The organism is Halomonas salsilacus (assembly GCF_051216275.1).
Lineage (GTDB): Bacteria > Pseudomonadota > Gammaproteobacteria > Pseudomonadales > Halomonadaceae > Halomonas.
The window spans coordinates 118,357-144,086 of record NZ_JBPKAQ010000007.1; the positions used below are offsets into that span (position 1 = coordinate 118,357).

Genomic DNA, 25,730 nt, shown 5'->3' on the forward strand with positions numbered 1-25,730 from the left:
AGAGCACGAACATCACTGTGGTCAGTTGAGGAAGGGAGACCATGCGGGTTCACGCACGTCACCCGATGCGGAAGGCAACCGGAAGGACGCACGTCCATCAGCGGTCACTGCCCCCAATACCCCGTTGTTACCCTGCTGGGTGGCGAAGATTACCATGGTCCCGTTGGGCGCAACACTGGGTGATTCATCAAAGCGCGAGTCGCTCAGCACGACCAGGCGTCCGCTGTCCAGATCCTGGCGGGCGACTTGAAACCCGTTGCTGGATCGGTGGATCAGGAAGATCGCTTCTCCGTCGGGCGAGAAGCGCCCGCGGGCATTGTAGTTGCCGGTGAAGGTGAGCCGTTGCTGCTCGCCGCTGGCGAAATCGTGGCTGTAGAGCTGCGGCCCGCCGCTGCGGTCCGAGGTGAACAGCAGGCTGCGACCGTCCGGCGCCCAGGCCGGCTCGGTGTCGATACTGGAGCTGTTGGTGACCCGGTCGAAGCTGCGCGAGGCGATATCCATCACGTAGATCTCCGGCTGGCCATCCTTGGAGAGCGACATGGCGAGCCGGCGGCCGTCCGGGGACCAGGCCGGCGCGCCGTTGATGCCCTGGAAGGAGGTCGCCCGAACCCGCTGGCCCGAGGACAGGTCCTGGATATAGATGGCCGGACGCTCGGTCTCGAATGAGACATAGGCCAGGCGGCGACCGTCCGGCGACCAGGCCGGCGACAGGATCGGCTCCTGGGAGCTCAGCACCTGCTGGCTGTTGCGGCCGTCGGCGTCCGCCACGTAGAGAGTGAACTGCATGTTGTCGCCCACCCCCTGGGCCGCCACATAGGCGATGCGGGTCGCGAAGGCGCCGCGAATCCCGGTGATCGCCTCGAAGATCTGGTCGCTGATGTAGTGGGCGGCACCGCGCAGCTCGTTCTGATCGGCGGTGACCACCTCGCCCAGCATGCGGCGCTCACCGCTCACGTCCAGCAGCTCGTAGCGCAGGCGATAGCCGTTGCCCTCGCGGCTGGCCCGGCCCACCACCAGATAGCGCACGTCGAGGCCGCGCCAGTTGCCGTAGCGCACCTCGTCGCTCTCGCTGGGGCGGTCGAGCATCTGGCGGCGCGGAAGCGGGTCGAAGTAGCCGCTACGCTCCAGGTTGTCGTGGATTACCTGGGCGACGTCCTCGGGAAAGTCGTCGCCGCCGGTGAAGGGCACCACCGCGACCGGGGTGGCCCGATCGCTGCCGCGGGTGATCTCGATGGTCAGGTTGGCCTGGGCCAGGCCGCTGAACATCAGCAGCATGGCGACCAGCCAGGAAGTGATCAGAGCTTTCATCAGCGCACATCTCCCGGAGTGAAGTCCAAGTTAATTTGACGGTAGTCCCGTTGCAGGTTGGCTGGCAACTGTCGCAGTTCGGCGAACGGTGCCGCGGCCTCCACCGCCTGGATCGCCGAGCGATCGAAGGCGCTGTCTCCACTTGAGCGCACAATTTCGACCTGGAAGATCTCACCTGATGGCCCCAGTCGGATTCTAACAACTGCCCTGGCATCGGAGGGCATGTTGGGAGGAATCATCCAAGCTTGCTCTACGGCGATCTTGACTAAATTAACGAAATTGTTAGCGGCCTCCTGGCCTTGTCGCGCATTGGCGACGGCGTCAGTCTCGCCCTCGATAGCGCGATCGAGACCCTGACTAGAGGCCTCGGCGGCACGCCGTGCGGCCTCCTCGGCTTGGCGTTGACGCTCGGCTTCCGCTTCGGCCTGGCGCTGGCGTTCGGCTTCGGCTTTCGCTTCAGCTTCAGCCTGGCGCTGACGTTCGGCTTCGGCTTTCGCTTCAGCTTCAGCCTGGCGTTGACGTTCGGCTTCGGCCTCCTGTTCGGCCTGGCGTTGGCGTTCGGCTTCGGCCTCCTGTTCGGCCTGGCGTCGACGTTCGGCCTCCTGTTCCGCCTGACGCTGACGCTCGGCCTCCTGTTCCGCCTGGCGCTGGCGTTCGGCCTCCTGTTCGGCCTGGCGCTGACGCTCGGTCTCCTGTTCCGCCTGGCGCTGACGCTCGGCTTCCGCTTCGGCCTGGCGCTGACGCTCGGCCTCCTGCTCCTGCTGTTCGCGCTGCGCTTCACGTTGCTCTTGACGTAGCTGGGCCTGGCGTTCGGCCTCCTCGGCGCGTCGGCTCGCATCGGCCTCTGCCGCCTCGGCGGCACGGCGGGCCTCTTCCTGAGATTGTTCCTCCGCCTGGCGCTGGGCCTCGCGCTGTGCTTCCTGGGCTGACTGCTCGGCGGCGGCGGCTTCCTCGGCCTGGCGCGCGGCCTCTTCGGCCTCACGCTGCTCGTCCGCTTGCCGGGCCAGGGCGCGGGCCCTGGCCGCCTCGGCACGCTGGGCCTGGTCGGTCACAGTCTCGGTGCTGACCAGGGTCGCCTGGACGATGGAGGATGAGCTCGGTACCGGCTCGCTGGTCGGCAGGCTGATCACGCTGAAAAGCACCACCGCCACGTGCAGCGCCACCGCCAGGATCGTTGGCAGGCCGTACCCCACCCGTGGGTCCTGTCTGGCCATCGTTACTCCTCAGCCTTCCCCGCTGGGTGGTTCGGAGATCAGCCCAACGTTGGCGACGCCGGCGACCTGCAGGGTGCTCATCAGGGTGACGACCTGGCCGTAGGAGACGCTGTGGTCTCCTCGCACCATCACCGGCGTGCCGGGGCTGCGCTCCAGCAGGATGATCACCCGATCGGCGAGTTCGTCCAGGCTCACTGGCGTCGAGTCACTGCCCATCTCCAGGTAGATCTGCCCCTCGCGGTCAAGCGCGACGATAATTGGCTCACTGTCCTCCGGCGTTTCAATAGGCTCGGAGGTGACCTGGGGAAGATCGACCTGGACGCCCTGGGTCATCATGGGGGCGGTGATCATGAAGATCACCAGCAGCACCAGCATGACGTCGATAAAGGGCACGACGTTGATTTCGCCCATGGGCTTGCGCCCGCTGCCGCGATGGAAAGGTCCATTCATTTCCAGACTCCCTCAGGCGGCGCCGGATTCGGCCCGGCCCTGCAAGTTGCGGTGCAGAATGGAGTGGAACTCCTCGGCGAAGTCCTCGTACTTGCCCAGCAGACGACCCGATTCGGAGGAGAGCCGGTTGTAGAAGATCACCGCGGGAATGGCGGCAAACAGTCCCATGGCGGTGGCGATCAGCGCCTCGGCGATCCAGGGTGCCACCGTGGCAAGCGTCGCCTGCTGGGTCATGGAGAGCGCCTGGAAGGAGCCCATGATGCCCCACACGGTGCCGAACAGGCCGATATAGGGGCTGGCCGAGGCCACGGTGGCCAGGAAGACCAGATGCAGGCTGAGGCGCTCCTCCTCCCGGGACCAGGCGACCCGCATGCTGCGCTGGACACCGTCGAGGACGGCCTGGGGGCTGCGGGTCTTGGGCAGCAGGCGGTTGAACTCGCGAAAGCCGGCACGGAAGACGTGCTCGGCGCCCTGGGTCTCCTGCTCCGCCGGGGTCTCCCGGTAGAGCTCGTTCAGATCGACCCCGGACCAGAAGCGCTCCTCGAAGGCCTGGTGAGTCTTGCGGGCGTCACGCATCACAAAGGTGCGCTGGAAGATCACGACCCAGGAGAGGATCGAGCCCACCGTGAGCAGCAGCATGACCAACTGCACCACGGTACTGGCGCTCATGATCAGGTGGGGTATGGACATGGAGTCGTTCACGGGCATCCTCGTTAGGCTTGCGGTTGGGCAGAGGGGTATGACAGCCGTGCGGCCAGGGCCGGCGGCCAGGGGATGGGCTTGAGGCGCGTCGCATCGATGCAGGCGATGTCGACCCGCGCCTCGCACAGGGGTTCCCCGCGACTGCTCACGACCTGGGCGAACTGCAACCGGACGCGGCCATGGGATCGGATCTCGGCGCTCACCTCGAGCGCGTCGTCCAGTCGGGCGGGCTTGGCATAGCGGCACTCCAGACGGTGAACCACCAGCTGGATGCCGGATTCGAACAGCTCGCGCTGGGTGATCCCCTGCACGCGCAGCCACTCGCTGCGTGCCCGCTCCATGTATTTCAGGTAGTTGACGTAGTAGACGATGCCACCGGCATCGGTGTCCTCGATATAGACGCGTACCGGCAACCGGAACTCGCTCACGGCCGAGTCTCCCCCGCGGCGTCCGCGGCGTGCTCGTCCGGGGCCAGGCCGAAATGCAGCCAGGCCTGGCGGGTCACCACCCGCCCGCGGGCGGTGCGCATCATCAGCCCCTGCTGGATCAGGAAGGGCTCGATGACATCCTCGATGGTATCACGCTCCTCGCCGATGGCGGCGGCCAGGGAGTCGACCCCTACCGGGCCGCCGTCGAACTTCTCGATCATCGCCAGCAGCAGGCGGCGGTCCATGTGGTCCAGGCCGTGATGGTCGACGTGCAGCATATCCAGCGCCCGGTCGGCGATCTCGGCGTCGATGCGACCGCTGCCGCGCACCTCGGCGTAGTCGCGCACGCGGCGCAGCAGGCGGTTGGCGATGCGCGGCGTGCCCCGGGAGCGACGGGCCACTTCCAGGGCGCCTTCGCTGTCGGTCTCGACCCCCATCAGCCGCGCCGAGCGGGTGACGATCTCGGTGAGCTCACCGATGGCATAGAACTCCAGGCGCTGGACGATCCCGAAACGATCCCGAAGCGGCGAGGTGAGCAGTCCCGCCCGGGTGGTCGCCCCGACCAGGGTGAAGGGCGGCAGGTCGAGCTTGATGGAGCGTGCCGCCGGCCCCTCCCCGATCATGATGTCGAGCTTGAAGTCCTCCATGGCGGGATAGAGGATCTCTTCTACCACCGGCGAGAGGCGGTGGATCTCGTCGATGAACAGCACATCGCCGGCCTCGAGGTTGGTGAGCATGGCGGCCAGGTCGCCGGCCCGCTCCAGCACCGGGCCGGAGGTGGACTTGAGCCCCACGCCCATCTCCGCGGCGATGATGTTGGCCAGGGTGGTCTTGCCGAGCCCGGGGGGGCCGAACACCAGGGTGTGGTCGAGGCTCTCGTCACGTTTGCGTGCGGCGCCGATGAAGATCTCCAGCTGCTCGCGCACCCGCGGTTGGCCGATGTAGTCCACCAGCCGCTTGGGCCGGATGGCGCGGTCGATGGGCTCCTCGCCGTGGCGGACGTCGGCGGCGATCAGGCGATCGTTCTCCAGCATCGCGCTACCCCGCCATCCGGCGGCTCAGGGCCGCCTTGATCATCGCCTCGGTGCTGCCCTCGCCCTCCAGGCCCGCCAGCATCCTGCCCGCCTCGGTGGGCTTGTAGCCCAGGCTGACCAGAGCCGCCTCGGCGTCGGCCAGGGGGTCGTGGCGGCTCGGGGACGGTGCGGCGCCGCCGGCCAGGCCCGCCAGGGCATCGTCACCGGGCTCCCAGTGGGGGAAGCGGTCGCGCATCTCGATGATCAACCGCTCGGCGGTCTTCTTGCCCACGCCGGGCAGGCGCATCAGCGACTTCACGTCGTCATCGAGCACGCAACGCTGGAAGGCCGCCTCGTCCATGCCGGAGAGGATCGCCAGGGCCAGCCTCGGGCCGACGCCATTGACCTTGATCAGCGCACGGAACAGCGCCCGCTCCTGCTCCCGGGCGAAGCCGTAGAGCAGGTGGGCATCCTCACGCACGATCAGGTGGGTGTGCAGGGAGACGGCCTCGCCGGTGACCGGCAGGGCCACCAGGGTGGTCATGGAGGCCTCGAGTTCGTAGCCGACCCCGGCCACGTCCACCACCAGCCAGGGAGGCTGCTTCTCGAGCAGGGTGCCACGCAGGCGTCCAATCATGGAGAAATCTGTGTCCTTCATGTCAAGCGGGGCGGCAGAGGCCGCCGATGCCGTCACTATACGGGTCGCTCGCATGGCTGGCCAGTCCGTGATGAAACAGCGTTCGACAACCCGGGCAGCCCCTCGGGGGCGTCGCCGCGGGGCGACATCATCAGGGCCGAAAATCCCGCCAGGAGCCGCCCTTCCTGCGGCTCTTGTGGCCGCCGAAGCTGCCCGTCTGCAGCAGGCCAAGGCGCGCGTGGGCGTGGGTCAGGGCAATGGCCAGGGCATCGGCGGCATCGGCCTGGGGCGTGGCGGACAGGCCCAGCACCGCCGTCACCATATGCTGCACCTGGGCCTTGTCGGCGCCGCCGGTGCCGGTCACCGCCTGCTTGATCTGACGGGGACCGTACTCGCTCACTGGCAGGCCGTGGTTGGCGGCGCAGACGATGGCGGTGCCGCGGGCCTGACCGAGCTTGAGCGCCGAGTCGGCATTCTTCGCCATGAACACCTGCTCGATGGCGAACTCCGCCGGACGATGCACGGCGATCAACTCGCTGACGCCCGCGTACACCTGGGCCAGCTTCTGGGCCAGATCGTCGGCCTGAATGCGGATGCAGCCGCTGGCCACGTAGCGCGGCCTCGAGGTGGAGACATCGAGCACGCCGTAGCCGGTGATCCGCGAGCCGGGGTCGATGCCGAGGATCAGCATGGTCGCCCGCACGCGGCGAGCCGGAGAGATATCGGCATGGTGGCCTCCTTGACCTGGCGAGTCGTCATCATACGATACCGGCGCCCCTGGGGCGCCGGTGTCATGCTGCGTCAGGCAAGGATCGCGATTACTCCTGGCCTTCCGGCATGGTCTGCTGGCCGTCTGGCTTGGCCTTCTGGCGCAACCGGATGCTGAGCTCGCGCAGCTGATCGCCGCTCACCTCGCCCGGGGCGTCGGTCATCAGGCAGCCGGCGCTCTGGGTCTTCGGGAAGGCGATCACCTCGCGGATGGTGCGGGCACCCGCCATCAGCATCACCAGGCGGTCGAGGCCGAAGGCCAGGCCGCCGTGGGGCGGTGCGCCGTACTGCAGGGCGTCGAGCAGGAAGCCGAACTTCTCGCGGGCCTCTTCCTCGCCGATGCCGAGGATCTCGAACACGGTGCTCTGCATGGCCGGGTCGTGAATACGGATGGAACCACCGCCCAGCTCGGTGCCGTTAAGCACCATGTCGTAGGCCCGCGACAGAGCCGCGGCCGGATTGGCCTTGAGCGCATCGGGAGTGCACGACGGAGAAGTGAAGGGGTGGTGCAGCGGGCTAAGGCGGCCGTCGTCGTCGGCCTCGAACATCGGGAAGTCCACCACCCACAGCGGGGCCCAGGCGTGGGTATAGAGGTCGAGATTCTCGCCCAGTTTGACGCGCAGCGCGCCGATCGCCTCGTTGACGATGCTCGCCTTGTCGGCGCCGAAGAAGATGATGTCGCCGTCCTCGGCGTCCACCCGGTCGAGCAGCGCCTCGACTACGTTCTCCATGAACTTGACGATGGGCGACTGCAGGCCCTCGATGCCCTTGGCCCGCTCGTTGACCTTGATCCAGGCCAGGCCCTTGGCGCCGTAGATGCCGACGAACTTGGTGTACTCGTCGATCTCCTTGCGCGAGAGCTTCGCCCCGCCCGGCACGCGCAGGGCGGCGACGCGACCATCCTCGGCGCTGGCCGGTCCGGAGAAGACCTTGAAGTCCACCTGCTGCATCAGGTCGTCGACGTCGGTGAGCTCCAGGGGGATGCGCAGGTCCGGCTTGTCGGAACCGAAGCGGTTCATCGCCTCGGTCCAGGTCATGCGAGGGAACTCGGGCAGTTCGACGGCCAGCACCTCTTGGAACAGCTGGTGGATCATCGCCTCGGTGATGCCCATGATGTCGTCCTCGGAGACGAAGGAGGCCTCGAGGTCGATCTGGGTGAACTCCGGCTGGCGGTCGGCGCGCAGATCCTCGTCGCGAAAGCACTTGGCGATCTGGTAGTAGCGGTCGAAGCCAGCCACCATCAGCAGCTGCTTGAAGAGCTGCGGCGATTGGGGCAGCGCGAAGAAGCTGCCCGGATGGGTGCGGCTCGGTACCAGATAGTCGCGGGCCCCTTCCGGGGTGGCACGGGTGAGGATCGGGGTCTCGATGTCGAGGAAGCCCTGCCCCTCGAGGAAGGCGCGCACGCTGTGGGAGATCCGCGATCGCAGGCGTAGCTTCTCGATCATCTCGGGCCGACGCAGGTCGATATAGCGGTGCTTGAGACGCACCTCCTCGCCCACCTTGCCGTGCTCATCGAGCTGGAAGGGCGGCGTGGCAGCGGTGTTGAGCACCTCCACCTCTTTGGCCAGCACCTCGATCATGCCGGTGGGCATGTTGGCGTTCTGGGTGCCCTCCGGGCGCAGCCGTACACGGCCCTGGATGCGCAGCACATACTCGCTGCGAGCGCGGTCGGCGGTGGCGAAAGCCTCGGCGGTGTCGGGGTCGACCACGACCTGGGCGATGCCGTCGCGATCGCGCATGTCGAGAAAGATCACACCCCCGTGGTCACGGCGGCGGTGTACCCAGCCGCACAGGGTGACCGTCTGGTCCACCAGGGTCTCGTTGAGCTGGCCGCAATAATGGCTGCGCATGTCGTATCCTGTTTTATAGCGTAATGAGGGAAGTGGCGGGACGCTGGACGGCCCTCAGGCCGCCGCGCCCTTCTTTTTCGGCGATGCCGTGTCTGGCGATGTCGGTTTCGACGAGGCCTGGTTCGACGAGGCCTGGTTCGACGAGGCCTGGTTCGACGACGAGGCGTCACCGGAGGCGGCCGAATCACCGGCCAGATTCTTCTTGCTGCCCGACTTGAAATCGGTCTCATACCAGCCGCCGCCGGCCAGGCGGAAGCCGGCCGCCGAGACCAGCCGCACCAATTCGGGGGCCGTGCAGGCGGGGCAGTCAGTCAGCGGCGCGGCGCTGAGCTTCTGGAGCTTTTCCAGGCGCTGGCCGCAAGCCTTGCACTCGTATTCGTAGATGGGCATGGTTTGATCACTCCGGAAAGTCACGTTATCCCGATCAGGACGCTGCCGGGTGTGCCCGGCGAGAACGACTAGGTGGCCGGCCCGCAGTGAAACCAAGCCTGCCAAAGCGCGACATTATAGCGTGCCCGGCACCCTTGGGGGCAAGGCGCGCCGTCCAAGGCACGACAAGGAAGCCCAACCGATGAAAGCCGTTATCCTCGACGCTGCCAGCCTCGGCTCCGATATCGACCTTGCCCCGATTCGCGATCGGGTCGATTCCCTTGAGGTGCATGACCAGAGCACTCCTACAGAAGCCCGCGAGCGCCTGTCCGGCGCCCGGGTCGCCATCGTCAACAAGGTGGTACTCGACGGCCCCACCCTGGAGGCCCTGCCCGATCTGAAGCTGATCTGTGTACTCGCGACGGGGACCAACAATATCGACATGGCCGCCGCCGAGCGACTGGGCATCGCGGTGAAGAACGTCAGCGCCTATGGCACCGCCAGCGTGGCCCAGCACACCCTGATGCTGATGCTGACCCTGGCCAACCGCTTGCCGCTTTACCAGCGCGACGTGGTCGAGGGACGCTGGGGTCGGAGCGCCTTCTTCTGCCTGATGGACCACGGCACGCTGCAACTGGAAGGCAAGCAGCTGGTCATCGTCGGCCAGGGGGTGCTGGGCAGTCGAGTCGCCCAGCTGGCCGAGGCCTTCGGCATGGACGTGACCTTCGCCGCCCGTCCGGGCAACGAGGCCGCCGACACCCGCCCGAGCCTGGCCAGTCTCGCCCCCGATGCCGACATCATCAGCCTGCACTGCCCGCTGAGCGACGCCACCCGCCACCTGATTGATGCCGACCTACTGGCCACCCTCACGCCCGGCGCCTTGCTGGTCAACTGCGCCCGGGGCGGCATCATCGATGAGCCGGCGGCGCTGGCCGCCCTGCGCGAGGGTCGCCTGGGCGGGCTAGGCGTCGACGTGCTGCCAGAGGAGCCGCCCCGGGATGGCCATCCGCTGATCGATGCCCTGGGGGAGCCGCTGAACCTGATCGTCACGCCCCACAACGCCTGGATCACGCCGGAGGCGCGCCAGAAGATCGTGGCGCTCACCGCCGAGAACCTTCGCGACTGGCAGGCCGAATGAAGGAGGAGCAGGCCCATGCTGCACAACTTCGGCTCCATCAATCTCGACCACGTCTACCGTGTCCCCCACCTGGTGAGGCCTGGCGAGACCCTGGCCAGCGATGACTACCGGATCGGCCTGGGTGGCAAGGGGGCCAACCAGTCCCTGGCCATGGCCAGGGCCGGAGGACGCGTCTGCCACTGGGGCCGGCTTGGCCGCCAGGACGCCTGGGCCCGGGACACCCTCTCCCGGGCCGGTGTCGACGTCTCGCGGGTGAATCTTCTGGATGAACCCAGCGGCCACGCGATCATCCAGGTGGATGAGCAAGCTGAGAACGCCATTATCCTCTTCCCCGGGGCCAACCATGGCTTCCGCCGCGCCGACCTGAACGAGCTGGTGGCCGCGACCCAGCCCGGCGACTGGCTGCTGACCCAGAACGAGTGTCTCGGGCTCGCCACCCTGATCCCCCTGGCCGACGACCATGGGCTGAAGATTGCCTTCAACCCCGCCCCCATGTCCGCGGAGGTGCTCGGGCTGCCGCTGTCGCGCTGCCGACTGTTGTTCGTCAATCGCAGCGAGGCGGCCGGTCTCACCGGCCTGGCGCTGGACGCCGGCGCAGACGCCCTGCTCGACGCCCTGGCCGCGCAGCTGCCCGCCACCGAGGTCGTGCTGACCTTGGGCGGCGAAGGCGCCTGGTACCAGCAGGGTGACCAGCGGCTCTTCCAGCCGGCGCTGCCGGTCAAGGCCGTGGACACCACCGGGGCCGGCGACACCTTCATCGGCTACTACATGGCCGCCCGGCAGGCGCGGCTGCCGGGCGGCGAGTGCCTGAAGCGAGCCGCCACCGCCGCGGCCCTGGCCGTCCAGCGACCCGGCGCCGCCGAGAGCATCCCCGACCTCGCCGAAGTCGAGCGGGCATTGCAAGGAGAGACGTCATGAAACAGCCGATCATCTTCGACACCGATCCCGGAGTGGACGACGCCCAGGCCATCGCCATTGCCCTGCGTCACCCCGAGCTCGACCTGCTGGGCCTTACCACCACCTACGGTAATGTGGACGTGGAGGTGGCGACCCGCAACGCCCTGCTGCTGGCCCAGCTGGCCGGCCGCGAAGATCTCCCAGTCGCCCAGGGAGCCGCCGCGCCGCTGGTCAAGACTCGCTACCCGCCGCCCGCCCACATCCACGGCGCCAATGGCCTGGGGGATATTGTGCTGCCCGAGGTGAAGGGCAAGACGGATCCCCGAAGCGCGGCGCAGTTTATCGTCGATACGGTCAATGCCCGTCCCGGCGAGGTCACTTTGGTGGCGGTAGGACCCCTGGGCAACCTGGCAGCGGCCCTGCAGCTCGACCCAACCCTCACCGAGCGGGTCAGGCAGGTGGTGATCATGGGCGGTTCGATCCGCGAAGGGGGCAACGTGACCCCGGTCGCCGAGGCCAACATGTTCAACGACCCCCATGCGGCGAGCCGCGTGCTGACCGCCGGCTGGCCGCTGACCCTGGTGGGGCTCGACGTCACCCACCGCTGCGTGTTGACCCCGGCGCACATGGCGCGCATCGAGGCCGGCCAGGGCGAACTCGGCCGGGTGTTGGCCGGCAGCTACGCCTTCTATCGCGACTTCTATCGGGAATTCCTGGGCATCGACGGCTGCTGTCCCCACGACAGCTGCGCCCTGGCCTGGCTGCTGCGTCCGGAGCTGTTCACCACTGCCCGCGGCCACCTGACGGTCACCACCGCTGGCGACGGCGAGGGCCAGACGATCTTCGCCCCCCAGGGTCGACCCTTCATCGCCTCACGCTGGTCGCGGACGCCGCCGGTGGACGTCTGCCTCGGGGTGGACGGCGAGGCGGTGAGCGACTGGATCGCCGAGGTATTAGGTTAGGGTCAGGAGCTAGTTGGTCCGAAAATCATCGGGCACATGGGTCTCGATCACCTCGAGTTCCACGTGGGTGACCCGTGCGTTCTCCGGACCCTTCCAGAGCCACTGGCTGACTGCCTTCACGGCATCGGGGCCGCCGCACAGCAGCACTTCCACTCGCCCGTCGGGCAGGTTACGTGCATGGCCGGTGACCCGATGCTGGAGGGCCTTCTCCTGAGTCGCTCGGCGATACCAGACTCCCTGGACCTTTCCCGTCACCAGGGCCTTCACGCAGCATGTCTCCATGGTCCCCTCCCACCTCTTGTCGCGATGATGCTCCTTTGTACCAGCCTCCCACCCGCCGCCGCCAGCCCTGCTTCCCAGGCCGCCGAAATCGCCTGGCGCCGCCGCGACGACCATGACCGAGCGGCGGTGATGGGCCAAAGTCAGCTCTGGTTGCCGTCCAGCAGTTCCCGCCTGACCACCACCGCGGTATTGCGCGGCACCACCGGGCGACCACGCTCGTCCAGGTGGCAGCGGGTAAAGGCGGCGCCGAACAGCAGGATCAGCGAGCTGTAATAGACCCAAAGAAGGATCATCACCACGGAGCCGGCGGCCCCGTAAGTGGAGGCAGTGGCGGTGTGGGAGAGGTAGATGGCAATCCCCGAGCGCCCCACTGCAAACAGCACCGCCGTGACCACGGCACCGACCAGCACGTCCTTCCAGCGCAGCACCACGTCGGGCAGCACCTTGAAGATGGTGGCAAAGAGCGCCGCGATCACCGCCAGGGAGACCAGGAACTCCACTCCCGTGGTCAGAAACCCCACGTAGGGCATCAGATCATCGGCGGCCTGGAGCATGGCCCGCACCGCGACCCCCAGCACCAGTGACACCAGCAGGATAAAGCCAATGGAGAGCACGACGGTCAGCGACATCAAACGGTTCTTGATGAACACCAGGGCGCTGTTGGCGCTGGGACGCGCGGTCACCCCCCAGATGGTGTTCAGGGAGAACTGCATCTGCGCGAAGACCGTGGTGGCACCCACCATCAGCGCGCCGAAGCCGAGCAGGGTCGGCAGCAACCCCGACTCCTCGATGCGCGACTGGGCGACCGCCTGCTCGATGGCCGCCGCGGCGTCATGGCCCATGGTGTCCTGAAGCTGGGCAACGATCTGCCCTTGGGCGGCATCCTCCCCCAGCACGAGGCCGATCACGGTGACCGCGATGATCATCGTGGGAGCCAGCGAAAAGAGCGTGTAGAAGGCCAGCGACCCCGCATAGCTGAAGGCGTTGCGCTCCAGCCACAGGCGAATCGCGTTGTGGGTCACGTTCCACCAGAAGCGCAGCATGGCGCCGAGGGCGGATGGCATCAGTGTACGAAGGTTGATCATGAGGTTCCCCGCATGCCTGTGTTGCCAACAGGATACGCGACTGGAAGCCCCCCTGCCGCCCCCGCGCGCATTGCCAAGCCCCGGACGGGCCAACCATAATGGGCCGCTGCTGCCCACCCTCTCTTCAGGATCCGCCATGCCAGCCTGCCCGGATATCGACCGCGACGCCTTCGACTTCGACTGCCTGGTATTCATCGGTCGCTTCCAACCGCCCCACCTGGGGCACCTGGCGGTGATTCACGAGGCGCTCAAGCGGGCTCGCCAGGTCATCGTGCTGGTGGGCTCCTCCTGGCAGGCGCGCTCGATGCGCAACCCCTGGCACTTCAAGGAGCGCCGCTCCATGCTGCGCAGCGGCTTCGATGATGAGGAGAACGCCCGTCTGGCCGTGGTGCCGCTGCTCGACGCCCTCTACAACAACGATGTCTGGGTGCGCGACGTGCAGCGCAAGGTGCGTGACATCGCCAGCCCCCATGGCGCCAGACTGCCACGTATCGGCCTGATCGGCGCAAGCCGCGGCCAGTCGAGCTACTACCTCTCCCTGTTCCCTCAGTGGGAGTCGGTGAGCGTGGCGCTGGTGGAGGGCATCTCGGCCAGCCAGATCCGCGAGCGGTTGTTTCGCTCCGCCTCCTCCGCCGACGACTATCTGACGACCGGGGCCTCCCACGACCTGCCGCCAGGAGTGGTCAGCGCCGTACGCACCTTCTGCACCGGCGAGCACTTTCGGCAGCTGAGCGAGGAGCAGCGCCTGCTGGACCAGTACCGCAGCGCCTGGGCCCAGGCGCCCTATCCGCCCATCTTCGTGACGGTGAATGCGGTGGTGGTGCAGTCGGGTCATGTGCTGCTGGTGCGCCGTACCGCGGCGCCCGGCAAGGGGCTACTCGCCCTGCCTGGTGGCTTCATCAATTCCCATGAGCGGCTGCTGGATGCCTGCCTCAGGGAACTGCGCGAGCGGATTCGTCTCAAGGTGCCGGAGCCGGTGCTGAAGGGTTCCCTGCGCGGCCAGCGACTATTCGACGAGCCCCATCGCAGCTGGCGGGGTCGCACCCTGGCCGAGGCCTTCTACTTCGCCCTGACCCCGGATCAGCAGTTGCCGCGCCTCAAGCCGGTGAAGGGCGGTGATCACGCCCGCTGGGTACCCTTGGCCGACCTGGACCCGGAAACCCTCTTCGAGGACCACTTCTTCATCATCCAGAATTTTCTCGGCTTGCCCGCCGATCTGGGCGGCAATCAGCCGTGAAGGTTCAGGCCTGGAGGAAGTCCCGCGGCAGCTTCTGCATCTGCCGCCACAGTTTCTCCACGCCGGGCTTGTGGACCATGGAGCAACGATAGAGGCGGATCTCCAGGGGGACATCCCACTCCTCGCCTCCGGCCCGTACCAGGCGCCCGCTCTTGAGCTCCTCGCGGATGCAGAAGTCGGGGATCCAGGCCATCCCCATGCCCTGCATCACCATCCCCTTGAGGCCCTCGGCCATGGCGGTCTCGTAGACGGTGCGTAGCCGTAGACGCAGGGCATCGTTCTTGAGCAGCATGCGAACGCTGCTCCCCAGGAAGGCCCCCTGGGTGTAGGCGAGATAGGGAATCGACTCGCTGCCCTCCAGCGGGAAGCGAGCCTTGCCCTCGTCATCGGGCAGGCTGACGGGGAGCATCTTCACCTGGCCGATGGAGAAGGAGGGAAACAGCTCCGAATCGAGCTGCATGCTGGCGTAGGGATCGTAGTAGGCCAGCATCAAGTCACACTTGCCCTCCCTCAGCACATGGATCGCCTCTCCCACGTTCATGGCCACCAGCCGGGTGGGCAGCTCCCCGATGCCCTGCTGGAGACGCGAGATCCACGGGGGAAAGAAGCTCAGCGCGAGCGAGTGGGCGGCGACGATATCCAGCGCCTCGTTGGCGATGGCCAGGCCGCGCAGGTGTCCCAAGCTCTCGTTGAGCTGTTCCACCAGGTTGCGAGCGGTGACCAGGAACAGCTGTCCCTCGGAGGTGAGATCCACGGGCGTGGTGGACCGATCCACCAGGGTGGCCCCCACGGCCTGTTCTAGAGCCCGAATGCGGCGACTGAAGGCGGGCTGGGTGACGTGTCGCTGCCGCGCCGAGGCGGAGAAGCTGCGGGTATTGGCCAGAGCGACAAAGTCTTCCAGCCACTTGGTCTCGAGGTTCACCTTGACTCCCGGTCCGCGGATGGCAGGGTGGCCGACGCGTCGGCCATCGTGAAACGGTAATGTATCACTGGATGGGCGACAGGAGGTAGGCGGCCCGCGAGACCAGCTTGCGCCACAGCGGTCGCGAGGTGATCTCGTCAAGACCGATGCGCCGGCAGTTGGCGAAGTCCTTCTCCAGCATCAGGCGCACCTGGGCGGCAAAGAGCCGATCCGGCAGGAAAGCGGTGATCTCGAAGTTGAGCCGGAAGGAACGATTGTCGATATTCACGGTGCCGACGCTGGCCGCCGAGTCGTCGATCAGCATCACCTTCTGGTGCAGGAAGCCCGGCTGATAGCGATAGACCTTGACCCCGGCCTTGAGCATGTCGGGCAGGAAGGAGAAGGCCGAGAGGAAGACCAGCAGGTGGTCGGGGCGCTCGGGTATCATGATGCGCACATCGACCCCGCGCATGGCGGCCAGGCGCAGGGCGTCCTGGACCCCCTGGTCGGGCACGAAATAGGGACTGGTGACCCAGAAGCGTTCGCGAGCACTGTGGATCGCATGCTGCACCAGCAGGCCGGCGGTATCCTGGCGGTCGGCCGGCCCCGAGGGCACGATCACCACCTGGTGGCACTCCTCGCAGGTCACCTGGGGGGTCCAGGAGAGGGATATCACCTCACCGGTGGCCCAGTGCCAATCCTCCCAGAAGGCCTCCTGGAGGCCCAGCACGCTGGGCCCGGCAAGCTTGAGGTGGGTATCCCGCCAGGGCCCGTGGCGCCCCTGCCCCAGATACTCCACGCCGACGTTGAAGCCGCCGACCCAGCCCTCGCGGCCGTCCACCACCAGCACCTTGCGATGGTTGCGGAAGTTGAGCTGAAAGCGATGGCGAAACCCCCGCGACGAACGGAAGGCGCTCACCTCCACCCCGCTGCTGACGAGATCACGCAGGTAACCCTCATTGAGCTTGTGGCTGCCCACCTCGTCATAGAGGAAGTAAACCCGCACCCCGCGCTCGGCGGCCCGCTGCAGGCGCTGCTTGAGCTCGATGCCCAGCGCATCGTTTCGCACGATGAAGAACTGGATGACGATATACTCCTCGGCGCGCTCGATGCCGTCGAAGAGGCTGTCGAAGGTGGCCTCGCCATCGACCAGCAGCTCGGCGCGGTTGCCGCTGGTCATCGGCATCATCGCCAGCTGCTCCACGGCGCGTACGTCGGGGTCACGGGTGTCGGCCACGAAGGGCGCCAACTGCTCGCGATAGCGGGCCAGCACCCGGCGCAGCACGGTGTCGCGCTCGCCGCGGGCGGAGACGTAGCCGTAGAAGCGCGGCTGGCCGAAGATCCAGTAGGCGGGCACCGCCACGTAGGGCAGCGTGATCAGGGAGAGGATCCAGGCGATGGCACCCTGCGAGGTACGGCTCGACAACAGGGCCAGCAGCGCCGAGACGATCCCCAACACGTGGAAAAGGAAGATGGCCAGGCCGAACAGCCAGGAGGTCATGCTCTCTCCCGAAAAAAACAGCGTTCTACAGGATACCCAAAGGCGAGCGGCCCGCCATCTGGCGGGGCCGCTCGCTAGCCTTGGGACGGGGATCAGACGCGCTCGGCGATGATCTCCTTCCACTTGGCGGGCCCGGTCTGGTGCACCGAAGTGCCCTGGCTGTCCACGGCCACGGTCACTGGCATGTCCTCCACCTCGAACTCGTAGATGGCCTCCATGCCGAGGTCCTCGAAGCCCACTACCCGAGACTTCTTGATCGCCTGGGCGACCAGGTAGGCGGAACCGCCCACGGCCATCAGGTAGACCGCCTTGTTGTCGCGGATCGCCTCGATGGCGGCAGGGCCGCGTTCAGCCTTGCCGACCATGCCCAGCAGGCCGGTCTCTTCCAGCATGGTGCGGGTGAACTTGTCCATGCGGGTGGCGGTGGTGGGACCGGCCGGGCCAACCACCTCGTCACCCACCGGATCCACCGGACCCACGTAGTAGATGAAGCGCCCCTTCATGTTGACGGGCAGCGGCTCGTCCTTGGCGATCATGTCCACCATGCGCTTGTGGGCGGCGTCGCGGCCGGTGAGCAGCTTGCCGTTGAGCAGCAGGGTGTCGCCGGGCTGCCAGGTCTGCACCTCTTCCGGGGTCACGGTATCGAGGTTGACACGCTTGACGTTGTCGCCCGCCTCGCGGGTGATCTCCGGCCAGTCCTCGAGCTTCGGTGCCGGTAGCGCGGCGGGACCGGCGCCATCCAGGGTGAAGTGGGCATGGCGCGTCGCGGCACAGTTGGGAATGATCGCCACCGGCTTGTTGGCCGCATGGGTCGGGAAGTCCCTCACCTTGATGTCGAGCACGGTGGTCAGGCCTCCCAGCCCCTGGGCGCCGATGCCGCTCCTGTTGACCTTGTCGAACAGCTCCAGGCGCAGCTCTTCAGCGCGGTTGGAGGCACCGCGGGCCTGCAGCTCCTGGATGTCGATGGGGTCGAGCAGCGCCTCCTTGGCGATCTCCATGGCCTTCTCGGCGGTGCCGCCGATGCCGATGCCCAGCATGCCGGGCGGGCACCAGCCGGCGCCCATCTTGGGAAGTTGCTCCATCACCCAGTCGACCACGCTGTCGGAGGGATTGAGCATGGCGAACTTGGACTTCGCCTCGCTGCCGCCCCCCTTGGCGGCCACGTAGACCTCGACGGTGTCACCGGGAACGATCTTGTGGTGGATGATCGCCGGGGTATTGTCGCCCGTGTTCTTGCGGGCGCCATCCGGGTCGGCCAGCACGGAGGCGCGCAGCACGTTGTCGGGCAGCGCATAGGCGCGTCGCACGCCCTCGTTGACCATGTCGTCCAGGCTCATTTCGGCATCCCAGCGCACGTTCATCCCCACATGCAGGAAGACCGTCACGATGCCGGTGTCCTGGCAGATCGGCCGGTGGCCCATGGCACACATCCGCGAGTTGATCAGGATCTGGGCGATGGCATCCTTGGCCGCCGGGTTCTCCTCTCGCTCATAGGCCTGGGCCATGGCGTCGATGAAGTCCTTGGGGTGGTAGTAGGAGATGTACTGAAGCGCATCGGCGACGCTCTGGATCAGATCGTCCTGGCGGATCACGGTCATGGGCAAGGGGCTCCTTGGCGTTGTCGGCATGCCCGCTCATCAATGGCGGCAAGGCCAATGGGCGGGCTCGAACGGCGAGCATTATACCCCACCCCGCTGCCTGTCGACATTCGGGTACTAAAGGGATGAGATAAATAGAGTCGCAAAAGTAGATAACGGTATAAAAAGTATCTTCAAGCCTCGGCTTGGCAGCCTGGGCAGCGATAAAACCGCCGGGATGCCACCCTTTCCCTCTCGATGGCCGTGCCACAGCGATGGCAGAGCAGCCCCTCGCGTTCGAAGACAGCAAAGCGCCATCGCCGGCGGGACGCCCCACGACGCCGTTCGGCGGCAGCCCAGTCGGGCCGATTGGTCACCCCCGCCTGGTCGTAGGCCTGCCGGGTCACCTCCAGAATGGCGCGGGCTAGGCGCTTCAGGGCGGCCTCCTCCAGGTCCGCCGGCCTGGCCTTGTGGTGTAGCCCCGCAAAGAACAGGATCTCGGAGCGCAGGTAGTTGCCGATGCCGGCAAACAGCGCCTGGTCGAGTAGCAACCCGCCCAGGCCGCGGTGACGAAAGCGTGCCTCCTGCAGCCGGGCCACGGCCTGACCCACCGTGACATCTTGGGAGAGCAGGTCCGGGCCGAGCCGCGACAGGAAGGGATGTTCACCGAGCCGGTTCTCCTCCCATAGCGAGACGTCCGAGGCGCTGTAGAGGCTGGCCGCCCTCCCCTGGGCCACCAGTCGCACCCGCAGGGAGCGTCCGGTGTCGGGCTCTCGCTCGGCGTCATGAAGCTTCCAAACGCCGTAGAGCTGGTTGTGGGAATAGAGCACCCGACCGTCGTCGAAGCGGGTCAGCAGCGCCTTGCCCCAGCTTTCCACGGCGGTGACTCGGCGCCCCACCAGGCTCTCTGCCTCGGGCGCCAGTTCGGGAAAGGCGAACCAGACGTGCTCCAGCCGACGACCGGCCAACTGCTCTTGAATCCGGTCGGCGGCACGGCGAATCTCGGGACCTTCCGGCACTAAATGGCCCCCAGCACCAGCTGGCGTTCCTTGAGTTTGTGCAGCCGGTCGCGCAGCCGCGCGGCCTCCTCGAACTCCAGGTTCTGGGCCGCCTCGAACATGGCATCCTCCACCCGGGTCGTTTCCCGAACAAGCTCTGCCGGCGACAACCCGGCGGGGTCGTAGATTGCCTCCTTCTCGGCCACCTTGCGTTCACCGCGCCGGCCTTTGCCCTTGCGACCCGGGGCCTGGGCGGCCTCCAGAATATCCGCCACCGAGCGGGTCACGGTGGTAGGGGTGATGCCATGGGCCTCGTTATGGACGACCTGCTTGGCGCGGCGCCGGTCGGTCTCCTCCATGGCACGACGCATGGAATCGGTGACCCGGTCGCCGTAGAGTATCGCGCGGCCGTTAGCATTGCGCGCGGCGCGGCCCATGGTCTGGATCAGCGAGCGCTCATTGCGCAGGAAGCCCTCCTTGTCGGCGTCGAGGATCGCCACCAAGGAGACCTCAGGGATATCGAGACCCTCGCGCAGCAGGTTGATACCCACCAGCACGTCGAACTTGCCCAGGCGCAGGTCGCGGATGATCTCCACCCGTTCCACGGTGTCGATATCCGAGTGCAGGTAGCGGACGCGCACGCCGTGCTCGTCCAGGTACTCGGTGAGATCCTCGGACATGCGCTTAGTGAGCGTCGTCACCAGAACTCGCTCACCGACCTCGGTGCGCAGGCGGATCTCCGAGAGCAGATCGTCCACCTGGGTGCTGGCGGGCCGCACTTCGATCTCCGGATCGAGCAGGCCGGTAGGGCGCACCACCTGCTCCACCACCTGGCCGGCGTGCGCTGCCTCGTAGGGCCCCGGGGTGGCGGAGACGAAGATCGTCTGGGGGCTGATCGCTTCCCACTCCTCGAACTTCATCGGACGGTTGTCCAGGGCCGAGGGCAGCCGGAATCCGTACTCCACCAGGGTCTCCTTGCGCGAGCGATCGCCCTTGTACATGCCGCCCACCTGGGGAACGCTGACGTGGCTCTCGTCGATGAACAGCAGGGCATCCGCCGGCAGGTAGTCGAAGAAGGTGGGCGGCGGCTCGCCGGGGTTGCGCCCTGAGAGGTAGCGGGAATAGTTCTCGATACCGTTGCAGTAGCCCAGCTCGAGCATCATCTCGATATCGTAGAGGGTGCGCTGCTCCAGGCGCTGGGCTTCCACCAGCTTGTCGTGCTTGCGCAGCCAGTCGAGGCGCTCCACCAGTTCGGCCTTGATCGCATCGATGGCACCGAGGATCGTCTCCCGCGGCGTCACGTAGTGGGACTTGGGGTAGATGGTCATGCGCGGTACCTTGCCCCGCACCTCGCCGGTGAGCGGATCGAACAGGCTGATGGTGTCGATCTCGTCATCGAACAGCTCGACGCGCACCGCCTCGTCCTCGGCGTCGGCCGGGAAAATGTCAATCACGTCGCCGCGCACCCGGTAGGTCCCGCGCTTGAAGTCCATGTCGTTGCGGGTGTACTGCAGCTCCGCCAGGCGGCGCAGGAAGGAACGCTGGTCGATCAGCTCGCCGCGGGTGAAGTGCAGACGCATCTTCAGGTACTGCTCGGGGTCGCCCAGGCCGTAGATGGCCGATACCGAGACCACGATCAATGCATCGCGGCGCTCCAGCAGCGCCTTGGTGGCCGAGAGGCGCATCTGCTCGATGTGCTCGTTGATGGACGCATCCTTCTCGATGAAGGTGTCCGACGACGGAACATAGGCCTCGGGCTGGTAGTAGTCGTAGTAGGAGACGAAGTATTCGATGGCATTGTCGGGGAAGAACGCCCTGAACTCGCCGTAGAGTTGGGCCGCCAGGGTCTTGTTTGGCGCCATGACGATGGTCGGGCGCTGCAGACGCTCAACCACGTTGGCCATGGTGAAGGTCTTGCCCGACCCGGTGACCCCGAGCAGCGTCTGGTGGGCAAGCCCTGCCTCCAGCCCCTTTACCAGATTATCGATGGCCGTGGGCTGGTCGCCGGCGGGCTTGAACTTCGAGGCGAGGCGAAAGGACTTGCTCATTGCGTCTCCGTGTCTGGCGTCGTCGGGACTATCAGGCCTCGACGCTGGTCCGAGTGCTGACCTCCACGGTGGAACTGGTGATCAGGCGATGGATGGGGCACTTGTGACTGATCTCCTCGAGGCGTGCGCGCTGCTCGAAATCCTCGATGCCGTGGAAGGTCATCTCCACGTCCAGTCGATAGGTGCCGTGACGCTCCTCGCTGTCGTCGCGATGCACCTTTACGCTCACGCCCTCGAGGGGCCACTTCTTGCGTCGGGCGTACATCTGCGCGGTGATCGCCTTGCAGGCGCCTAGCGAGAGGTCGAAGTAATCGTGGGGATCCGGGGCACTGCCCTCGCCGCCAAAGGCCTCCGGCACGTCGACAAAGAGGTCATCGAAACCATCCAGTTCGACCCGCTGACGGAAGATATGGTTGCGCTCGCTGACGACTTCAATGGTCTTCTTCATGGGAAGCTCCTGTTCACTTGACCTGGATGGGTAGCTTGAGGGCCTCGACGGCCTTGATCAGCGCCTCGCGCCGCACACGCCCCTCGACCTCGGCACCGTGACGGCCCACCTCGGCACTGTCGACGCCGTCGAGCATCATCAATGCCGTGGTGATGCGGTTGATCTGGTCGGCGTTCTCGACGCCCTTGAAGCTCAGCGACTGGTGCGCCATGGGACGGCTCTCCCTTGCTTGTGACGAAACGTTGTGACGAAACGTTGTAATAAAACGTTGTAATAAAACGCAGTGGCGGAGGGTGTGGCGAGTACGGGGCAAGGCGCTTGCGAGACCATCCCGCGCCAATATGCGGGCGAGTCTAGCATGGCGCCGGGAGGTCCACAGCGGTTGCAAAGTCGCCCGGCTACCCGCATAAGATGAGCCAACCACCCAGCAGACGACGAGGAGCCCCCCATGCACGACTGGATCACCGCCCCGGGCGGACGGCAGGAGGCCGAGGACCGGATCGCCTTCGACAGCCCGGCGCCGGCCCGCCAGGCCCTGGATGGCACCGTGGTGGCGCCGCTGGTCCACCTGGGCGTGCTTGATGTGATCGGCCCCGATGCCGAGCAGTTCCTTCAGGGCCAGACCAGCGCCCAGGTGGGCCTGGCCGACGGCGACTTCGCCCCGCTCACCGTCTTCTGTACCCCCAAGGGTCGCATGTTGGCCAACGCCCAGTTGCTGCGCGTCGCCGAGGAGCACTTCCGACTGCTGATGCACCGTGGTCTGGTCCCATCCCTGGCGGAGCACTTGAACAAGTTCGCCGCCTTCTACAAGGCAGACCTCAGGGTGCGCGACGACCTCGCGCTGATCGGATTGATCGGCCGCGAGGCCCCAGCGCTGGCGGAGGTCAGACTGGACCTGGCGCCCCCGACGGTATGGCACCAGAGGGGTGACGCCGACATCCAGTTGCTGGGCCATCCCGGCCCGCGCCCTCGCCTGCTGATCTGCCTGGCCACCAAGCGCGCCTCGGCGCTGTGGGCTCGGCTCGCCGAGCAGGCCACCCCCGTGGGCAATGCGGTGTGGTGCCTGCAGGACATTCAGGCCGGACTGGCCTGGCTGACGCCTGCCCATCGTGATGCCCTGCTGCCACAGATGATCAACTGGGAGGCACTGGGGGGCATCAGCTTCAAGAAGGGCTGCTACACGGGCCAGGAGGTGGTGGCGCGTGCCCACTTCCGCGGCCAGGTGAAGCGCCGCCTGGTGCGCGCCCAGCTGGAAGGCGGCGAGCTGCCGCCCCTGGGAAGCCCGGTGGAGACCGCCGACGGCAAGGCGCTGGGCGAGGTGCTGGCAGCCGAGCTCGATGCCTATGACCAGGCGGAGATCCTGGCGGTGCTGAGCACCAAGGAGGACCTGGGGCCGCTGAGCGTGGCCGGCCAGAGGTTTAAGCAGTTGAAGCTGCCCTACCCCATCGAGCGCCTGGACCCCGAGAGCCTCGCCGCCAGGACGTAAGCCACCAGAGACATCGACGTCACAACCGGAACAGCCGGTGCGCGGTAGCGGTGCTGTCGGCCGCCACTCGCTCGACCGACTGGCCGCGTAGCTCGGCGACGATCCGGCACACCTCCGTTAACCAGACTGGCTCGTTGCGCTCCCCCCGGTGGCTGGCCAGCGGCATGTCCGGACTATCGGTCTCCAGCACGTAGCCGTCATCGGGCAATGACGCCACCGCACGCTGCAGGCGCTTGGCCCGCTCATGGGTCACGGCGCCGCCCAGGCCGACCACGAAGCCCAGCTCGAGGAATTTCCGGGCCTGCTCCGGGGAGCCGGTGAAGGCGTGGATCAGCCCACCGGCGGGAAGCGCCAGCTGGCGCAGGCGCTTGGCCACGTGATCATTGGCGCGCACGCAGTGGATCACCACCGGCAGCGTTCTCGCCCTGGCAAGGCGCAACTGGGCGTCGAAGAGCGCCCACTGGGCCTCGAGGGTCTCGGTAAAGCGGGCGTCAATACCGCACTCGCCGATTCCCACGAGCCTGGGCGCCATCCCCTTCTCATGTGCATCCAGCGCCTCCTCCAGGGCCGCCAGGTCCCCCTCGCGATGCGCCTCCATAAAATAGGGATGCAGCCCCAGGCAGACGCTGACGTCGTTACGTTTCCCCAGCGCCAGCACGTCGGGCCAGCGGGCCCGGGTGGTGCCCGGCACCACGAAATGCTCGACGCCCACCGCCCTGGCCCGCTCGAAGACCGCCTCGCGGTCGGCGTCGAAGTCGGTAAAATCCAGATGGCAGTGGGCGTCGATAAGCATTGGAGCAATCAATGCTCGCGGGTCGGCTGGAAGCGTATCTCCGGCCAGCGCTCCTGGGTCATCTGCAGGTTGACCCGAGTGGGGGCGATATAGGTCAGGTAGCCGCCGCCATCGATGGCCAGATTGGCGCTGGCCTTGCGCTTGAACTCCTCGAGCTTCTTGGCATCCTCGCAGTAGATCCAGCGGGCGGTATTGACGTTCACCCCCTCGTAGACCGCCTCCACCTTGTACTCCTCCTTGAGGCGATGGGCGACCACGTCGAACTGCAGGGTGCCCACGGCACCGAGGATCAGGTCGTTGTTGTCCACCGGCATGAACACCTGGGTGGCGCCCTCCTCGGAGAGCTGCTGCAGGCCCTTCTGCAGGGCCTTCATCTTCAGGGGGTCCTTCAGGCGCACCCGCTTGAACAGTTCCGGCGCGAAGTGCGGGATGCCGGTGAAGCGCATGTCTTCACCCTGGGTGAAGGTATCACCGATCTGGATAGTGCCGTGATTGTGCAGGCCGATGATGTCGCCGGGCCAGGCCTCCTCCACCTGGGTGCGATCCGCGGCCATGAAGGTCAGGGCATCGGCGATCTTGACGTCCTTGCCAATACGCACGTGTCGCATCTTCATGTTCTTCTCGTACTTGCCCGAGCAGACCCGCAGGAAGGCGATACGATCCCGGTGATTGGGGTCCATGTTGGCCTGGATCTTGAAGACGAAGCCGGTGAAGCGCTCGTCCTCGGCCTCGACGAGGCGGGTATCGGTCTCCCGCGCCTGGGGCGGCGGCGAGTACGCCACGAAGCCATCCATCATCTCGCGCACGCCGAAGTTACCCATGGCGGTACCGAAGTAGACCGGCGTGAGCTCACCGCGCAGGTAGGCCGCGTGATCGAACTCGTGGGACGCGCCTCGCACCAGTTCCACTTCCATGCGCAGCTCCTCGGCCTGGTCCTCGCCGAGCACCTCGTCCACCTCGGGGTTGTCGAGCCCTTGGATGCGTCGGTCGTCGGGGATGCGGCTGCCCTGCCCCTGGGTGTACAGGTGAACGACGTCGTTGTAGAGATGGTAGACGCCCTTGAAGTGGCGCCCCATGCCGATCGGCCAGGTCATGGGCGCACACTGAATGTTGAGCACCTCCTCGACCTCATCCATCACCTCGATGGGCTCGCGGATGTCGCGATCCATCTTGTTGACGAAGGTAAGGATCGGCGTGGTGCGCAGGCGACACACCTCCATCAGCTTGACGGTCCGGGCCTCGACACCCTTGGCGCCGTCGATCACCATCAGCGCCGAATCCACCGCCGTCAATGTGCGGTAGGTATCCTCGGAGAAGTCCTCGTGGCCCGGGGTATCGAGCAGGTTGACGATGCGCCCGCCATAGGGGAACTGCATCACCGAGGTGGTCACCGAGATGCCGCGCTCCTGCTCCATCTTCATCCAATCGGAAGTGGCGTGGCGATCGGCCCGCTTGCTCTTCACGGAACCGGCCATCTGGATAGCGTTTCCAAACAGCAGCATCTTCTCTGTGATGGTGGTCTTGCCCGCGTCGGGGTGACTGATGATCGCGAAGGTGCGTCGCAGCCCGACTTCACGGGCCAAGGTGGCGTCTGACATCGATGGCAAATTCGTCGTCGTGGCACCGCGGGGGTGCGTG

General features: G+C 66.6%; 26 protein-coding genes. 5 read left to right on the top strand and 21 right to left on the bottom strand.

Features of this window, described 5'->3' with window-relative positions; translation table 11 throughout:
- Positions 1-21 precede the first annotated feature (21 nt).
- The 10 genes from tolB to ACR80S_RS11740 all read right to left on the bottom strand — a co-directional run bounded on the left by tolB (position 22) and on the right by ACR80S_RS11740 (position 8,760).
- Positions 22-1,308: a Tol-Pal system beta propeller repeat protein TolB gene (gene tolB / locus ACR80S_RS11695; RefSeq protein WP_435403256.1), complete on the bottom strand. Its 1,287-nt coding sequence runs from the start codon at positions 1,306-1,308 to the stop codon at positions 22-24.
- Positions 1,308-2,522, bottom strand: coding sequence for a cell envelope integrity protein TolA (tolA, locus tag ACR80S_RS11700; RefSeq protein WP_435403257.1), 1,215 nt, complete (start codon positions 2,520-2,522; stop codon positions 1,308-1,310). Before tolA ends, tolB begins: the two co-directional genes overlap by 1 nt.
- A 9-nt stretch (positions 2,523-2,531) precedes the next feature.
- Positions 2,532-2,972 (bottom strand): protein TolR, encoded by a 441-nt coding sequence (gene tolR / locus ACR80S_RS11705; protein ID WP_435399682.1) that lies wholly within the window; start codon positions 2,970-2,972, stop codon positions 2,532-2,534.
- Positions 2,973-2,984: 12 nt separating this feature from the next.
- Positions 2,985-3,674, bottom strand: coding sequence for a protein TolQ (gene tolQ, locus ACR80S_RS11710; RefSeq protein ID WP_435399681.1), 690 nt, complete (start codon positions 3,672-3,674; stop codon positions 2,985-2,987).
- A gap of 11 nt (positions 3,675-3,685) precedes the next feature.
- Positions 3,686-4,102, bottom strand: a complete 417-nt coding sequence (ybgC, locus tag ACR80S_RS11715; protein ID WP_435403258.1) for a tol-pal system-associated acyl-CoA thioesterase — start codon at positions 4,100-4,102, stop codon at positions 3,686-3,688.
- A complete protein-coding gene (ruvB, locus tag ACR80S_RS11720; protein ID WP_435399679.1) occupies positions 4,099-5,136 on the bottom strand; it encodes a Holliday junction branch migration DNA helicase RuvB in 1,038 nt (345 codons plus the stop codon). The genes ybgC and ruvB overlap by 4 nt, the downstream gene beginning before the upstream one ends.
- 4 nt (positions 5,137-5,140) lie before the next feature.
- Positions 5,141-5,752: a Holliday junction branch migration protein RuvA gene (gene ruvA, locus ACR80S_RS11725; protein WP_435399678.1), complete on the bottom strand. Its 612-nt coding sequence runs from the start codon at positions 5,750-5,752 to the stop codon at positions 5,141-5,143.
- Between the two features lie 151 nt (positions 5,753-5,903).
- On the bottom strand, positions 5,904-6,443 hold the full coding sequence (gene ruvC, locus ACR80S_RS11730; protein ID WP_435400081.1) for a crossover junction endodeoxyribonuclease RuvC: 540 nt from the start codon (positions 6,441-6,443) through the stop codon (positions 5,904-5,906).
- 127 nt (positions 6,444-6,570) lie between these two features.
- On the bottom strand, positions 6,571-8,370 hold the full coding sequence (gene aspS, locus ACR80S_RS11735) for an aspartate--tRNA ligase (RefSeq protein WP_435399677.1): 1,800 nt from the start codon (positions 8,368-8,370) through the stop codon (positions 6,571-6,573).
- A 54-nt stretch (positions 8,371-8,424) separates the two neighbouring features.
- Positions 8,425-8,760: an FmdB family zinc ribbon protein gene (locus tag ACR80S_RS11740; RefSeq protein WP_435403259.1), complete on the bottom strand. Its 336-nt coding sequence runs from the start codon at positions 8,758-8,760 to the stop codon at positions 8,425-8,427.
- A gap of 181 nt (positions 8,761-8,941) precedes the next feature.
- Here ACR80S_RS11740 and ACR80S_RS11745 point away from each other — a divergent pair, with 181 nt between their 5' ends.
- From ACR80S_RS11745 to ACR80S_RS11755, 3 genes are read left to right on the top strand one after another with little or no spacing between them, the layout of a single operon-like run.
- Entirely contained in the window at positions 8,942-9,877 is a 936-nt protein-coding gene (locus ACR80S_RS11745) for a D-2-hydroxyacid dehydrogenase (RefSeq protein WP_435399675.1), read from the top strand.
- A 15-nt stretch (positions 9,878-9,892) separates the two neighbouring features.
- Entirely contained in the window at positions 9,893-10,795 is a 903-nt protein-coding gene (locus ACR80S_RS11750; RefSeq protein ID WP_435403260.1) for a ribokinase, read from the top strand.
- Complete coding sequence (locus ACR80S_RS11755) at positions 10,792-11,736, top strand: nucleoside hydrolase (RefSeq protein WP_435399673.1); 945 nt, start codon at positions 10,792-10,794, stop codon at positions 11,734-11,736. The genes ACR80S_RS11750 and ACR80S_RS11755 overlap by 4 nt, the downstream gene beginning before the upstream one ends.
- A 9-nt stretch (positions 11,737-11,745) precedes the next feature.
- Here the strand turns inward: ACR80S_RS11755 and ACR80S_RS11760 are convergent, their stop codons facing one another.
- Together ACR80S_RS11760 and ACR80S_RS11765 are read right to left on the bottom strand one after the other, a co-directional pair.
- Positions 11,746-12,018 (bottom strand): acylphosphatase, encoded by a 273-nt coding sequence (locus ACR80S_RS11760; protein ID WP_435399672.1) that lies wholly within the window; start codon positions 12,016-12,018, stop codon positions 11,746-11,748.
- Positions 12,019-12,158: 140 nt separating this feature from the next.
- Entirely contained in the window at positions 12,159-13,103 is a 945-nt protein-coding gene (locus ACR80S_RS11765; RefSeq protein ID WP_435399671.1) for a YihY/virulence factor BrkB family protein, read from the bottom strand.
- Between the two features lie 136 nt (positions 13,104-13,239).
- Here ACR80S_RS11765 and ACR80S_RS11770 point away from each other — a divergent pair, with 136 nt between their 5' ends.
- Positions 13,240-14,340, top strand: a complete 1,101-nt coding sequence (locus ACR80S_RS11770; RefSeq protein ID WP_435399670.1) for a bifunctional nicotinamide-nucleotide adenylyltransferase/Nudix hydroxylase — start codon at positions 13,240-13,242, stop codon at positions 14,338-14,340.
- A gap of 4 nt (positions 14,341-14,344) precedes the next feature.
- Here the strand turns inward: ACR80S_RS11770 and ACR80S_RS11775 are convergent, their stop codons facing one another.
- The 7 genes from ACR80S_RS11775 to ACR80S_RS11805 form a co-directional block, all read right to left on the bottom strand.
- On the bottom strand, positions 14,345-15,262 hold the full coding sequence (locus tag ACR80S_RS11775) for a LysR substrate-binding domain-containing protein (protein WP_435399669.1): 918 nt from the start codon (positions 15,260-15,262) through the stop codon (positions 14,345-14,347).
- A gap of 64 nt (positions 15,263-15,326) precedes the next feature.
- On the bottom strand, positions 15,327-16,742 hold the full coding sequence (cls, locus tag ACR80S_RS11780) for a cardiolipin synthase (RefSeq protein ID WP_435399668.1): 1,416 nt from the start codon (positions 16,740-16,742) through the stop codon (positions 15,327-15,329).
- A 92-nt stretch (positions 16,743-16,834) separates the two neighbouring features.
- Positions 16,835-18,340, bottom strand: a complete 1,506-nt coding sequence (locus ACR80S_RS11785) for a fumarate hydratase (RefSeq protein WP_435403261.1) — start codon at positions 18,338-18,340, stop codon at positions 16,835-16,837.
- A 173-nt stretch (positions 18,341-18,513) separates the two neighbouring features.
- Complete coding sequence (gene nei, locus ACR80S_RS11790; protein WP_435403262.1) at positions 18,514-19,338, bottom strand: endonuclease VIII; 825 nt, start codon at positions 19,336-19,338, stop codon at positions 18,514-18,516.
- Entirely contained in the window at positions 19,338-21,365 is a 2,028-nt protein-coding gene (uvrB, locus tag ACR80S_RS11795) for an excinuclease ABC subunit UvrB (protein ID WP_435403263.1), read from the bottom strand. Before uvrB ends, nei begins: the two co-directional genes overlap by 1 nt.
- Positions 21,366-21,396: 31 nt before the next feature.
- Positions 21,397-21,813, bottom strand: a complete 417-nt coding sequence (locus ACR80S_RS11800; RefSeq protein ID WP_435399664.1) for an OsmC family protein — start codon at positions 21,811-21,813, stop codon at positions 21,397-21,399.
- A 13-nt stretch (positions 21,814-21,826) separates the two neighbouring features.
- On the bottom strand, positions 21,827-22,024 hold the full coding sequence (locus ACR80S_RS11805) for a hypothetical protein (protein ID WP_435403264.1): 198 nt from the start codon (positions 22,022-22,024) through the stop codon (positions 21,827-21,829).
- Between the two features lie 237 nt (positions 22,025-22,261).
- Between ACR80S_RS11805 and ygfZ the strand changes: the two genes are divergently transcribed.
- Positions 22,262-23,299 carry a CAF17-like 4Fe-4S cluster assembly/insertion protein YgfZ gene (ygfZ, locus tag ACR80S_RS11810; protein WP_435403265.1) on the top strand — a complete coding sequence of 346 codons (1,038 nt, stop codon included), beginning with the start codon at positions 22,262-22,264 and terminating at the stop codon, positions 23,297-23,299.
- A gap of 19 nt (positions 23,300-23,318) precedes the next feature.
- Here the strand turns inward: ygfZ and ACR80S_RS11815 are convergent, their stop codons facing one another.
- Both ACR80S_RS11815 and ACR80S_RS11820 read right to left on the bottom strand, forming a co-directional pair.
- Entirely contained in the window at positions 23,319-24,092 is a 774-nt protein-coding gene (locus ACR80S_RS11815) for a TatD family hydrolase (RefSeq protein WP_435403266.1), read from the bottom strand.
- An 8-nt stretch (positions 24,093-24,100) separates the two neighbouring features.
- Positions 24,101-25,690, bottom strand: a complete 1,590-nt coding sequence (locus ACR80S_RS11820; protein ID WP_435399660.1) for a peptide chain release factor 3 — start codon at positions 25,688-25,690, stop codon at positions 24,101-24,103.
- Positions 25,691-25,730 lie beyond the last annotated feature (40 nt).

Coding starts and splice junctions, on each gene's coding strand:
- tolB (WP_435403256.1), bottom strand. CDS start 1,308: ATGAAAGCTCTGATCACTTCCTGGCTGGTCGCCATGCTGCTGATGTTC.
- tolA (WP_435403257.1), bottom strand. CDS start 2,522: ATGGCCAGACAGGACCCACGGGTGGGGTACGGCCTGCCAACGATCCTG.
- tolR (WP_435399682.1), bottom strand. CDS start 2,972: ATGAATGGACCTTTCCATCGCGGCAGCGGGCGCAAGCCCATGGGCGAA.
- ruvB (WP_435399679.1), bottom strand. CDS start 5,136: ATGCTGGAGAACGATCGCCTGATCGCCGCCGACGTCCGCCACGGCGAG.
- ruvA (WP_435399678.1), bottom strand. CDS start 5,752: ATGATTGGACGCCTGCGTGGCACCCTGCTCGAGAAGCAGCCTCCCTGG.
- ruvC (WP_435400081.1), bottom strand. CDS start 6,443: ATGCTGATCCTCGGCATCGACCCCGGCTCGCGGATCACCGGCTACGGC.
- aspS (WP_435399677.1), bottom strand. CDS start 8,370: ATGCGCAGCCATTATTGCGGCCAGCTCAACGAGACCCTGGTGGACCAG.
- ACR80S_RS11740 (WP_435403259.1), bottom strand. CDS start 8,760: ATGCCCATCTACGAATACGAGTGCAAGGCTTGCGGCCAGCGCCTGGAA.
- ACR80S_RS11745 (WP_435399675.1), top strand. CDS start 8,942: ATGAAAGCCGTTATCCTCGACGCTGCCAGCCTCGGCTCCGATATCGAC.
- ACR80S_RS11750 (WP_435403260.1), top strand. CDS start 9,893: ATGCTGCACAACTTCGGCTCCATCAATCTCGACCACGTCTACCGTGTC.
- ACR80S_RS11755 (WP_435399673.1), top strand. CDS start 10,792: ATGAAACAGCCGATCATCTTCGACACCGATCCCGGAGTGGACGACGCC.
- ACR80S_RS11760 (WP_435399672.1), bottom strand. CDS start 12,018: ATGGAGACATGCTGCGTGAAGGCCCTGGTGACGGGAAAGGTCCAGGGA.
- ACR80S_RS11765 (WP_435399671.1), bottom strand. CDS start 13,103: ATGATCAACCTTCGTACACTGATGCCATCCGCCCTCGGCGCCATGCTG.
- ACR80S_RS11770 (WP_435399670.1), top strand. CDS start 13,240: ATGCCAGCCTGCCCGGATATCGACCGCGACGCCTTCGACTTCGACTGC.
- cls (WP_435399668.1), bottom strand. CDS start 16,742: ATGACCTCCTGGCTGTTCGGCCTGGCCATCTTCCTTTTCCACGTGTTG.
- ACR80S_RS11785 (WP_435403261.1), bottom strand. CDS start 18,340: ATGACCGTGATCCGCCAGGACGATCTGATCCAGAGCGTCGCCGATGCG.
- uvrB (WP_435403263.1), bottom strand. CDS start 21,365: ATGAGCAAGTCCTTTCGCCTCGCCTCGAAGTTCAAGCCCGCCGGCGAC.
- ACR80S_RS11800 (WP_435399664.1), bottom strand. CDS start 21,813: ATGAAGAAGACCATTGAAGTCGTCAGCGAGCGCAACCATATCTTCCGT.
- ACR80S_RS11805 (WP_435403264.1), bottom strand. CDS start 22,024: ATGGCGCACCAGTCGCTGAGCTTCAAGGGCGTCGAGAACGCCGACCAG.
- ygfZ (WP_435403265.1), top strand. CDS start 22,262: ATGCACGACTGGATCACCGCCCCGGGCGGACGGCAGGAGGCCGAGGAC.
- ACR80S_RS11815 (WP_435403266.1), bottom strand. CDS start 24,092: ATGCTTATCGACGCCCACTGCCATCTGGATTTTACCGACTTCGACGCC.
- ACR80S_RS11820 (WP_435399660.1), bottom strand. CDS start 25,690: ATGTCAGACGCCACCTTGGCCCGTGAAGTCGGGCTGCGACGCACCTTC.